Source organism: Chryseobacterium sp. 22458, assembly GCF_052044975.1.
GTDB lineage: Bacteria > Bacteroidota > Bacteroidia > Flavobacteriales > Weeksellaceae > Chryseobacterium.
In genome coordinates this window covers 1,103,860-1,116,143 of sequence record NZ_JBQEOA010000001.1, presented here as the reverse complement: position 1 = coordinate 1,116,143, position 12,284 = coordinate 1,103,860, and the positions used below count along the sequence as shown (strand labels likewise).

Below are 12,284 nucleotides of genomic sequence, written 5' to 3'. Positions count from 1 at the left end.
CAATTCAAAATGAATAACAGTCTGGAAAATGAATTCGAAAAACTTGTGAAAGAGGCTGATGAAGCTTCTTTTCAAACCAATGCACTGCAAATACTGACTGAAAGATTCCCTGGTAAAGTGATCTTTTCAACCAGTTTCAGTTACGAAGATCAGGTCATCACTCATCTGATTAAAGATTTAAATATTGAAATATTCACCCTGGATACGGGAAGACTTTTCGAGCAGACCTACGAAACCTGGACTTCAACAAAGGCTTTCTTTAAAAAGAATATCAAAGCCTATTATCCGGATATGGAAGAGCTCAGAGAATTTGTTACAGAAAATGGTCCGGATTCATTCTATCAATCTGTAGAAAAAAGGAAAGCATGCTGTACCATCCGAAAGGTTCATCCTTTAAGAAAAGCACTGGAAGGCTATGAAGTCTGGATCACAGGTCTGAGATCTGAACACTCTGCCAACAGACAGAATATGCCTCAATTAGAATGGGATCCGGATAATAAGATCATCAAATTTCATCCCATCCTTCACTGGACGACGGAACAGGTGACAGCGTATGTTAAAGATCATCATTTACCTTACAATCACCTTCATAAAAAAGGATTTGTAAGCATAGGATGTGAGCCCTGTACCAGAGCGATCAAAGAAGGAGAAGATTTCAGAGCAGGCCGTTGGTGGTGGGAAGATGCCAACAAAAAAGAATGCGGTCTGCATATTCATCAATAAAAAAAGAAAAAAATGTCAATATATCAGTTAAATTATTTAGATCAGTTAGAAGCCGAATCTATTTATATATTAAGAGAAGTAGCAGGTCAGTTTGAACGTCCGGCCTTATTATTCAGTGGAGGAAAAGACAGTATTGTACTCGCTCACCTAGCAAGAAAAGCATTTCTTCATGGGAAAATCCCTTTTACATTTGTACATGTAGATACCGGACACAATTTCCCTGAGGTATTGGAATTCCGTGATCAGCTGGTAGATCAGCTGAATGTGAATCTCGTAGCAAGAAAAGTTGAGGATACCATAAAAAGTAAAAAGTTAACCGAATCTAAAGGAAAATTCCCAAGCAGAAACTGGCTTCAGACCTACACTTTATTAGACACCATAGAAGAATTTGAATTTGATGCCTGCATCGGAGGAGCCAGAAGAGACGAGGAGAAAGCCCGTGCAAAGGAAAGAATATTCTCTGTACGTGACGAATTCGGACAATGGGATCCTAAACTTCAGCGTCCAGAACTTTGGAACATTTTCAACGGAAAAATCCATAAAGGAGAAAATGTAAGGATATTCCCGATCAGCAACTGGACAGAGCTTGATATCTGGAATTATATCCGCAAAGAAAAAATTGCATTGCCATCCATTTATTTCTCGCATGAAAGGGAGGTGGTAGACCTTAACGGACAATGGCTGGCGAATTCACCTTATGTGCTTTTAGAACCGGGAGATATTATTGCCACCAAAAAAATACGCTACAGAACGGTAGGAGACATGACCTGTACCGCAGCCGTAGAATCCAGCGCAGCTACAATAGATGCCGTAATCGAAGAAATTGTTGCCACCAGAATTTCCGAAAGAGGAGAAACCCGTATCGATGACAGGGTAACGGAAGCGGCCATGGAAGACAGGAAAAAAGGAGGCTATTTTTAGATAAGCAATCAGCATTGAGTAATAAGTAATCGGATACACCGTATTTACTACTTAAACATCAAAATATTACTCATTGCCCATTACTCATTATTTATAACAAAAATCGGATGGATATATTAAGATTTATAACAGCAGGAAGTGTAGATGACGGTAAAAGTACCCTTATCGGAAGACTGCTTTACGATAGCAAAAGTATTTTACAGGACCAGTTGGAAGTCCTTGAAAAACATTCTAAAAATAAAAATGAAGACGGAGTAGACCTTGCCCTTTTAACGGATGGTCTGCGTGCAGAAAGAGAGCAGGGAATCACCATTGATGTTGCCTACCGCTATTTTTCAACCGCAAAAAGAAAATTTATCATTGCTGATGCTCCGGGCCATGTACAATATACCCGGAATATGATTACCGGAGCATCCAATTCCGAACTGATGGTCATTCTTGTCGATGCAAGAAAAGGAGTGATTGAGCAGACCAGGAGACATTCTATCATCGCTTCATTATTAAAACTAAAAAAAGTAGCCGTAGCCATCAACAAAATGGATATGGTAGATTATTCGGAGGAAGTCTTTGAAACCATAAAGTCTGACTATGCCAAAATAGCAGAAAATCTTGGACTGAATGACGTAAGCTATTTCCCAATCTCAGCACTGAAAGGAGATAATATCGTCACCACATCATCCAGAACAGAATGGTATCAGGGAAAATCACTTCTGGAATATCTTGAGGAGGTAACTTTACACGAAGAAAAAAATAATGGAAGCCGTTTTCAGGTGCAGTATGTCATTCGCCCTCAGACAGAAGATCTGCATGATTACAGAGGGTATGCAGGGCAGATTCTGAGCGGTACATTCAAAAAAGGAGATGAGATTCAGATTCTTCCGGCAGGTTTAACCAGTGAGATCTCTAAAATTGAAATCCATGGCGTAGAAAAAGAAGAAGCGTTCGAAGGTCAGCCGGCTGTTATTCATATCACACACGATCTGGATATCAGCAGAGGAGATCTCTTTGCAACCGGAGAAGAGCTTCCGGCCGTAGAAAAAGATCTGGAAGTTCTTCTGTGCTGGCTTGATCAGAAACCGCTTCAGCCCGGCAATAAATACCTGCTGCAGCAAAACAGCAGACTGGTAAAAGCCATTGTGAAAGAGGTAGACTATAAGATCAATGTCAATACGCTTAACCGTGAACCTATAGAAAGTGAAATCAAACTGAATGAAATTGTAAAAGTTACGCTGCGAACGGCACAACCTTTGGTCTATGACAGTTTTATCAATAATAAAACAACAGGGTCTGCAATTTTGGTAGATGAAACTTCTAATTCAACTGTTGCAGCCTGTATAATTCAATAGAAAAAATGGCAATTTCCGATAATTTAATTGAAAAAATTCATCAAAGCAAAAGTAACAATACCCACGGATTCTTTGATAAAGTGAAGACTAAGAAATGGGTAAAAGACCTCTATGAAGTTCTTTTTCTTCCACAGAATGACAATACGGAAGATCACCTGAAGAAAAGTTTTGAAACCCTGCAGGAAACATTTTCCACCCTTATTGATGCTGTAGCAGAAACCCAGGAAGATACTGAAGAACAGGTGAACCGGTTTTTCAAAGCCTTACCCGTTCTCTATGATCAATTGGTGCTGGATGCAAAATCAATCCTGGAATTTGATCCGGCTGCAGAATCTCTGGAAGAAGTATATCTTGCCTATCCCGGGTTTTTTGCCACGTATGTATACCGTATTTCGCATCAGCTTTGGGAGCAGAAGGTAAGAATACTGCCCCGTGTCATTTCAGAATATGCTCACAGTAAAACGGGAATTGATATTCATCCGGGAGCCACCATTGGAAAATCTTTTTTCATTGATCATGGAACAGGAATTGTGATCGGAGAAACAACCATTATCGGAAACAATGTCAAAATCTATCAGGGAGTAACCCTCGGAGCTTTAAATGTTTCCAAAGAAAAGGCCAACCAGAAAAGACATCCTAATATTGAAGATGATGTGATTATCTATTCGGGAGCAACTATTTTAGGAGGAAATACAACAATAGGCAAAGAAAGTGTCATAGGAGGAAATGTATGGATCACTCAGGATGTTCCGGCCAATTCTCTGGTTTACCATAAAAGTGAAATAAAAATAAAAGATAACAGCTCCCTGCCGGAATCTTTAACCTTCGTTATTTAAAATAGTAAAAAAATAAAAATTATATTGATATGAAATTTCAGAATGCATTAGAAACAATCGGAAATACTCCCATTGTAAAGATCAATACATTGTTCAGTTCAGATCATGAAGTCTGGATCAAGCTTGAAAAAAACAATCCCGGCGGAAGCATTAAAGACAGAATTGCACTGGCAATGATTGAGGATGCAGAAGCAAAAGGACTTTTAAATAAAGACAGTACCATCATAGAGCCTACCAGCGGAAATACAGGAATAGGACTGGCATTGGTTGCTGCAGTAAAAGGATACAAGCTTATTCTGGTAATGCCGGAAAGCATGAGTATTGAACGTAGGAAGATCATGGAAGCTTACGGAGCTGAATTTGTTCTTACTCCAAGAGAAAAAGGAATGAAAGGAGCTATTGAAAAGGCCAGTGAATTAGCTGAAGAAACACCCAATTCGTGGATTCCGAGACAGTTTGACAACCCTGCCAATGTACAAGTACATGTAGAAACCACTGCTCAGGAAATTTTAAATGATTTCCCGGACGGACTGGATTACATCATCACAGGAGTAGGAACCGGAGGCCATATCACAGGAATTGCAAAAACGGTAAAAGAAAAATATCCCAACGTAAAAGTATTTGCCGTAGAACCGGAGCTATCTCCCGTACTAAGCGGAGGAAGCCCTGCACCGCACCCGTTACAGGGATTGGGAGCCGGATTTGTTCCTTCTATACTGGACATCACCCTTTTAGACGGAGTTGTCACAGTAGGAAAGGACGAAGCCTATCAATATGCCATCGATGCTGCAAAAAAAGAAGGCCTTTTTGTAGGAGTTTCTACAGGAGCAGCTTTGGCAGCCATTGCAAAACATTTACCTGAAATACCATCTAACGCTAAAATCCTTACCATCAATTATGATACCGGAGAAAGGTATCTTTCTGTAGAAGGACTCTTCTAAATCCTTAACTAACAAAGACTTCAATGAAAACAAATATAAAATCACCAAAGGTTTACCTTATCGGTGCAGGGCCCGGCAACCCTGAACTGATTACCGTAAAAGCAGTAAAAGCCATCTCTCAAGCAGATGTCATCTTATGTGACCGCCTTGTAAGTCCTGAGATTCTGGAAACTTACGCCAATGACAATACAGAAGTGATCTACGTAGGCAAAGAATGCAGCAAAAATGCATCTACTCCCCAATCTCATATCAATACCTTAATGGTGGAGTATGCCCGTCAGAATAAAACCATTGTAAGGCTCAAAGGAGGTGATGTTTCCATATTCTCCAATATTCTGGATGAACTGCAGGCTTTAAAGCATAATCATATTCCTTATGAGATCATTCCGGGAATTACAGCAGCTTTAGGAGCAGCAGCTTTTGCAGGGATGCCTTTAACAGCAAGAGGATATTCAACTTCTGTACGGTTTCTCACCTATTATAAGTCAGAAATCCTTGATGAAAATTACTGGAAAGAACTTGCTGTAACCGGTGATACCCTTGTTTTCTATATGTCGAAAGGAAATCTTACGGCTCTTGTAGAGAAGTTCAATGAACTTGGAGTCTCTGCCGACAAAAAAATAGCAGTGATCGAACAGGCTACAACTCCTTATCAGAAAGTGTATACCTCTTCTTTTGATGATTTTAATAGCCGTTTTGGCAACAAAAACTTCGCCTCACCATCATTGGTCGTGATTGGCAGGGTGGTCAATTTGCATGAAGAGTTTTCATGGCTGGAAAATGCTGAGCAGGAAGGTCTTTATTTTAAATCGGTAGAAAACGGAAGTCTCATCCCAACCACTCAAAATTTCTTTGAATATGCTGTCTGAAACTAAATTAAATGTATTAAAACAAATATCCGGTGATCTTTCCCGTGATGAAGCGATATGGGCGAGCGGATATTTAGCAGGTATTGCCGGAGGAACATTATCAACGGCGACACTTCCGCCTCAGCAACAGGATATTCCTGTACAGAATGCCGTGAAAAAAATAACCCTGGCATACGGCACGGAAACCGGGAACAGTAAAAAACTTGCTACAGCCCTTGCAGGTATCGTGAAGAAAAAAGGACTGCAGGTAAAACTGGCTGATCTTTCCCAATACAAACCCAAAGATTTGGCGAAAGAAGAGTTCTTTTTTGTAGTCATCAGCACTCAGGGAGAAGGTGAGCCGCCAGCTTTAGCCAAAAAGTTCTACGATTATATTTATGAAAATGAAATTAATCTCAGCGGATTAAAATATGGAGTACTGGCTTTGGGAGACAGCAGTTATCCTCTGTTCTGCCAAACTGGAGAAGATGTAGATTCACGCTTTGAAATATTGGGAGCCCAGCGTATCATTCCATTAAAGAAATGTGATATTGATTACGAGCAGGAAGCTTCTCATTGGATAGAACATGTATTCGAAACGGTTAATAAAAATGCTGCTCAGAGTACAAAAAATGTTTCAGCTCAAAAGGTTTCTACCGGAAGAAAAAAAATTCAGGGAAAAGTTTCGGCGATCATCAACCTGAATGATATTACTTCTGAAAAAGAAACCTACCATATAGAAATTGAAACGGAAGATAGCATTGTCTATCAACCTGGTGCGGCTTTAGGTATCATCCCGTTCAATTCAAAAACTGTAGTGGATGAAATTATTACATTGACAGGTATTGATCCGAAGAAACACATTGAAACGGCAAAAATTACGGGCAGCGTAGAAGATCTTTTATACAAACATCTTAACATCAGCTATCTGCTAAAGTCCGTAGTGGCACAATATGCCAGAATAACAGGACATTCCATACCGGAAGTTCGTTTAAGTCTGCTTGATCTTCTGAGAATTTATCCGGTTAAAAATGCTGAAGAATTTGAAGAAGTCCTTCAGATTCTGACAGGTCAGGCTCCCCGGCTGTATTCCATATCTTCTTCTCCGGAAGCTCATGGAGATACAGAAATTCATATCACAGTAGCTAAGTCGGAGTTCTTTATTGATCATCAGAAGCATAACGGATTGTGCAGTGGCCTTCTTAGTGAATTCAAAGAAGGAGAAGAGATAGAGTTCTACATTCAGGAAGCAGCACATTTTAAATTGCCGGAACCCGATAAAGATATTATTATGATCGGGCCCGGAACAGGGATCGCTCCTTTCAGATCATTCCTCTGGGAACGTGATGCCATAGGAGCAGAAGGCAGAAACTGGCTCTTCTTCGGAGACCGGAATTTTGTCTCAGATTTCCTTTATCAGGCGGAACTTCAGGATTTTCTTAAAACCGGCAGTCTGGCGCATCTGGACCTTGCTTTTTCCAGGGATACGGCAGAAAAAATATATGTTCAGCACAGACTGGAGCAAAAAGCTCAGGAAATTTTCCACTGGCTTGAAGGAGGAGCAACTCTATATGTATGCGGAACTAAAGAGCCCATGAGCCGGGATGTGGAAAAAACACTCCTGGATATTATTCAGAAGGAAGGAAAACGCAGTAAAGAAGAAGCCGTTCATTATCTGGAAGACCTGGAACTCAGTGGCAGATATGCGAAAGATGTGTATTAAACAATATCAGATTTGTAAAAATTAAAAAAGAAAAAAATTTATGAGCAATAAAGATAGCCTTTCCCCGGTAGAAAGGATTAAAACCAGTAGTAACGGGCTCAGAGGATCTTTAAAAGAGAGCCTTACTGATAATTTTACCGGAGCCATAAGGGAAGATGATCAGACTCTGATTAAATTTCATGGAATGTACCAACAGGACGACAGAGACCGAAGGGAAGAGCGTGTCTCTAAAAAACTGGAATGGCTGTATTCTTATATGATCAGACTGAGGCTTCCCGGTGGCTTTTTAACTCCGGAACAATGGGTAGGATTGAATGAAACCGCTGAAGATTATTCTATGGGAACCATAAAGATTACCACCAGACAGACGATTCAGCTGCATGGAATCTTAAAATCTCATTTAAAACCCACCATTCAGAGTTTCAATCTTCAGCATCTTGATTCCATTGCGGCTTGTGGGGATGTCAACAGAAATGTGACCTGTACCGCCAATCCTTCCGAATCGCCATTACATCAGCAGGCATATGAGCTGGCAGGCAAGATAAGTGAAATGTGTCTTCCAAAAACCCAGTCTTATTATGATATCTGGATAGATGATGAAAAAATTGTTGACAGAAAGGCTGAAGAAGATCCTTTATATCAGGACAGATACCTTCCGAGAAAACTGAAAATAGGAATCGCAATTCCTCCCAATAATGATGTAGATGTCTTCATCAATGATATCGCTTTGATCGCCATTATTGAAAACAATCAGATCGTCGGTTACAATATTGCAGCAGGAGGAGGATTAGGGGCCACTCACGGTAATGAAGCCACTTACGCACGTCTTGCATCCATTCTTGGGTTTGTAGATACCGAAGAAAAAGTATTGAAGGCGGTCTATGAGATCATTACGGTTCAAAGAGATTTCGGAAACAGAAGTGACCGAAAATTATCAAGATTAAAATACACGATTGATAAACTTGGTATCGATCAGTACAGAGCCGAAGTGGAAAAAAGAACCGGGTTCAGCTTTGAGCCGGCCAGAGAGTTTAAATTTGAACAAAGAAAAGACCGTTACGGGTGGATCAGGAATCATGAAGGGAAATGGTTTTATACCCTGTTCGTAGAGCACGGAAGAGTTCTTAATACTCAGGAATATCCATTGAAAGCCGGATTACTCAAGATTGCCCAGACTGGTAAAGCCAATTTTCGTTTTACCTGTAATCAGAACCTTATTCTGGCTGATATTGATGAAAAAGATAAACCTGAAATTGAACATATTTTAAAAGAATACGGAATTTCGGATTATACCAATACAGCAAGTGCTTTGCGTAAAAACTCTGTAGCCTGTGTGGCTTTAAATACGTGTTCACTGGCCCTGGCTGAAGCACAGCGCTATCTGCCTTCACTGGTTACCAGAATAGAGCCTATCCTTGAAAAATACGGACTTATACAGGAAGATATTACCATCCGTATGACCGGCTGCCCTAATGGCTGCGGAAGATCTCCTAATGCTGAAATCGGGTTTGTGGGAACTGCCTATGGGAAATACAACCTGCACATCGGTGGCGACAGATTAGGGATGCGTCTTAATACAAAATATAAAGAAAATCTTGGCGAAGAAGAGATTCTTGCCACTCTGGATGAGCTTTTCGGGATTTATGTACAAAAAAGACTGACAGAGGAAACTTTTGGTGATTTTTCATACCGTTACTTACATACCTTAAATTAATTATATGGCTAATTTTCATTATGATCTGAAAAAAAACAAAAAAACTCAACCCCTTCTTTTAGGCAAACGAATGTGCATGTGTTGTTAATTCTCAGATAACAATACATACAAAGCTGTTTGAAATTTTTGACCCATTATGGAAGTTGAGTAAACTGTCATTGCAAACCGAAAGTGAAGCAATCTCAGCTATTCTATTAACGGCTTAAACCACCCCGTCAAAAATTCTTTGAATTTTCGCCACCCCTCCATAGGAGGGGAATTTTAAGCCTCTCAACTGTAATACTAAACAATATTGAAAACTTTCATTATAGAAGTTCAGACAGCTTCATTCTCAACCTTAAAATGAAGATAAATGAAAAACAAAAAACAGGGGAAACTTTTACCAAAAACAGGCATTATCGCCTTTACTTTTCTATTTTTTAACCTGGCAGAAGCCCAGCAGCAGCTTATAGAATTAAGCGGAATCATCAAAAACACAGGAACCCGGAAAGGTCTGGATTCTGTAAAAGTACAGATCGAAAATACGGAAGATACCTCATTCACAGACCCGCTTGGAAATTTTAAAATAAGAACAAGGGTAACCATTCCGTTCCGGCTTGTTATCAATAAAGACGGGTATACTCCACAAACCGTTGAAGTTCTTTCTCCTTCCAGTAAAATAACCGTTGGGCTGAATCCTCAGAATACTATTATTGATGCAGTGGTCATTTCAGCATCCAGAACTCCTGAAAAAATATTAAGATCTCCTATAGCCATTGAAAAGATTGATATCAGAACGATCAGGGAAAGCCCGGCCGCTTCCTTTTATGAAACTCTGGAAAATGTAAAAGGATTACAGCTGCTCACTTCCAGCCTTACTTTAAAGATTCCGAATTCCAGGGGATTCAATTCGCCTAATAATTTCAGGTTTATGCAGCTGGTAGATGGGGTAGATGTACAGTCTGCAACGCTGGGAGTTCCATTAGGAAATGCCATAGGACCTACAGAGCTCGATATTCAGTCTATGGAAGTCACTCCGGGTGCCGCTTCTGCCCTCTATGGAATGAATGCCATCAACGGCCTGGCAAGTCTTCAGACCAAAGATCCGTTTACTTCTCAGGGATTAAGTGTTTATTTCCGGGGAGGAGTCAATCATGTGGATAATATCAACCATAAAATAAGTTCATTGGGAGAAAGTGCCCTCAGGTTTGCCAAGGTTATTCATAAAAACTGGGCTGTAAAGATCAATGCATCTTACTTCAGCGGGACAGACTGGCTTTCCAATAATCTTACCGACCAGAATCCCAATTCACTCGTTACCGCCAATCCGAATTTTTCATTACAGAACAATCCGGCCGAGGATCTATGGAATAAATACGGTGATGAAAGGAACAACAGGGTTGCTGTAAAAGTAGACTATAACGGGAAACCCACCACGTTTAATGTTTCCAGGACCGGTTATCTGGAAAAAGATCTTGTAAGCCCGGAAGTTAAAAATATTAAGTTTGATGCGGGATTATACTATCGTTTCGGAGATCAGTGGAAAGCCTCCTACGTTTACCGTTACGGATTATTGGACGGAACATTTCAGAGAGGGAATAAAATTCGTTTACAAAACGCTACGGTGCAAAACCATAAGGTAGAGCTTACAGGAAAGGAACTTACTTTCAGGGCATATGTTTCTATTGAAAACACCGGAGATTCCTACAACTTGAAACCATTGGCAGATAATCTGGATCTGACGAATCTATCAAATGCCAACTGGAGAAATATATTTCAGGCCACATTACAGAACAATATCAATGCAGGAGTAAATCTTAATGATGCTTTTATTATTGCCCGCCGGGAAGCCGATAAAAATAGGGTAGTACCCGGAACAGCTGCCTTTGAGCAACTCAAAAATACCATTATCGGAATCAATAACTGGGATTCTGCCAATGCAGGAATTGCAGGGGCTCCGGCAACAGGAGGAGCTAAGCTTGAACAGAAATCACGTTTTTACCAGACTGAATTAACGTATGACTTCAGCAGATTTGTAAAAATATTCAATCTCCTTGCCGGAATCGATTACCGTTTGTACAGCATTACCCCTGACGGTAATAATTTTGTTGATTTTAACAGACCTGTCAATGAAAGAAATATTCCTTTACCCAACGGTACATTTGGCAAAGATGTGATTTACCAGAAATATGGAGCTTTTGCCCAGATTACAAAGCTTTTCTTTGATGATAAATTAAAGTTAAACGCTGCTTTGCGTATCGACAGAAATCCGGAGTTTGAAGCCAAGCTGAATCCGAGGATAAGCATTGTATATTCTCCTGTAAATCAACATAATTTCAGAGCCTCTTTTCAAAACGGGTACCGTTTTCCTTCATTATTTGAAGCCCTTTCATTCGTGAATAACGGAAATGTAAGAAGAGTAGGCGGACTTTCAAAAGTGAACGACGGACTAGGATATCTGGAAAATTCATATACCTTAGCATCCATCGACAGGTTTACCGCCGCCGTGAATGCTGATATGGACGGAGGAAAAAGCCAGAGCCAGGCAGCCCAGGATAATAAACAGCTTTTAGCCGTTGCCAGTCTTCAGAAACTACAGCCGGAAAAGATCAATTCATTTGAAATAGGGTATAAATCAGTTTTCTTTAATAATAAACTGGTACTGGACTGGGATTTCTACTACAATATCTATGAAGGTTTCCTCGGACAGGTAGAAGTTGCTGTACCGAAAAACAGCCAGGTAGGAAGTAATACAGCCATTCTCGCTATGCTTGACAGAAGTAAGCAGGACCGCTACAGAGTATATACCAACAGTAACAGCACCTACAAAAGCTATGGAACTTCATTGGGTGTACGGTATAATGTGACAGGAAACTATAATATCAATACCAATGTTTCTTATAATGATCTTGCTTCCAGCAATACTTCAGATCTGTTCATTACCGCATTCAATACTCCAAAATGGATGGTGAATGTGAGTGTAGGAAACAGGGAAATCTTCAAAAATATAGGATTCACATTAGTGGCAAGATGGCAGAGTGGTTTTATGTGGGAAAGCCCTTTAGCTTCGGGAGCAATTCCAGCTTATTATACTATTGATGCACAGGCTACCTGGAAGCTTCCGGAGATTCATGCCAATATAAAGGTGGGGGCAACCAATCTTCTCAACAGACGTTACTTCCAGTATGCAGCAGGGCCTGAAATCGGAGGTTTATATTATCTCGCTTTTACGTATGACTTAAAATTATGACCA

At 40.2% G+C, this 12,284-nt stretch carries 9 protein-coding genes; all 9 read left to right on the top strand.

What is annotated here, in order from left to right:
* The first annotated feature begins 9 nt into the window (after positions 1-9).
* The 9 genes from ACTJJF_RS04925 to ACTJJF_RS04885 all read left to right on the top strand — a co-directional run bounded on the left by ACTJJF_RS04925 (position 10) and on the right by ACTJJF_RS04885 (position 12,281).
* The gene (locus tag ACTJJF_RS04925; protein WP_440698884.1) at positions 10-723 is read left to right on the top strand and encodes a phosphoadenylyl-sulfate reductase; all 714 of its coding nucleotides are present in this window, start codon (positions 10-12) and stop codon (positions 721-723) included.
* A 12-nt stretch (positions 724-735) separates the two neighbouring features.
* The gene (gene cysD / locus ACTJJF_RS04920; RefSeq protein ID WP_440698883.1) at positions 736-1,644 is read left to right on the top strand and encodes a sulfate adenylyltransferase subunit CysD; all 909 of its coding nucleotides are present in this window, start codon (positions 736-738) and stop codon (positions 1,642-1,644) included.
* A gap of 107 nt (positions 1,645-1,751) precedes the next feature.
* Positions 1,752-2,990, top strand: a complete 1,239-nt coding sequence (locus ACTJJF_RS04915) for a sulfate adenylyltransferase subunit 1 (protein WP_440698882.1) — start codon at positions 1,752-1,754, stop codon at positions 2,988-2,990.
* A gap of 5 nt (positions 2,991-2,995) precedes the next feature.
* Positions 2,996-3,826 (top strand): serine O-acetyltransferase EpsC, encoded by an 831-nt coding sequence (gene epsC / locus ACTJJF_RS04910; protein WP_440698881.1) that lies wholly within the window; start codon positions 2,996-2,998, stop codon positions 3,824-3,826.
* Positions 3,827-3,855: 29 nt separating this feature from the next.
* Positions 3,856-4,767 carry a cysteine synthase A gene (cysK, locus tag ACTJJF_RS04905; protein WP_440698880.1) on the top strand — a complete coding sequence of 304 codons (912 nt, stop codon included), beginning with the start codon at positions 3,856-3,858 and terminating at the stop codon, positions 4,765-4,767.
* Positions 4,768-4,790: 23 nt separating this feature from the next.
* On the top strand, positions 4,791-5,636 hold the full coding sequence (cobA, locus tag ACTJJF_RS04900; protein ID WP_440698879.1) for a uroporphyrinogen-III C-methyltransferase: 846 nt from the start codon (positions 4,791-4,793) through the stop codon (positions 5,634-5,636).
* Positions 5,626-7,338, top strand: a complete 1,713-nt coding sequence (locus ACTJJF_RS04895; protein ID WP_440698878.1) for a diflavin oxidoreductase — start codon at positions 5,626-5,628, stop codon at positions 7,336-7,338. Before cobA ends, ACTJJF_RS04895 begins: the two co-directional genes overlap by 11 nt.
* A 40-nt stretch (positions 7,339-7,378) precedes the next feature.
* A complete protein-coding gene (cysI, locus tag ACTJJF_RS04890) occupies positions 7,379-9,052 on the top strand; it encodes an assimilatory sulfite reductase (NADPH) hemoprotein subunit (RefSeq protein WP_440698877.1) in 1,674 nt (557 codons plus the stop codon).
* A 352-nt stretch (positions 9,053-9,404) separates the two neighbouring features.
* On the top strand, positions 9,405-12,281 hold the full coding sequence (locus tag ACTJJF_RS04885; RefSeq protein WP_440698876.1) for a TonB-dependent receptor: 2,877 nt from the start codon (positions 9,405-9,407) through the stop codon (positions 12,279-12,281).
* Positions 12,282-12,284: the final 3 nt, after the last annotated feature.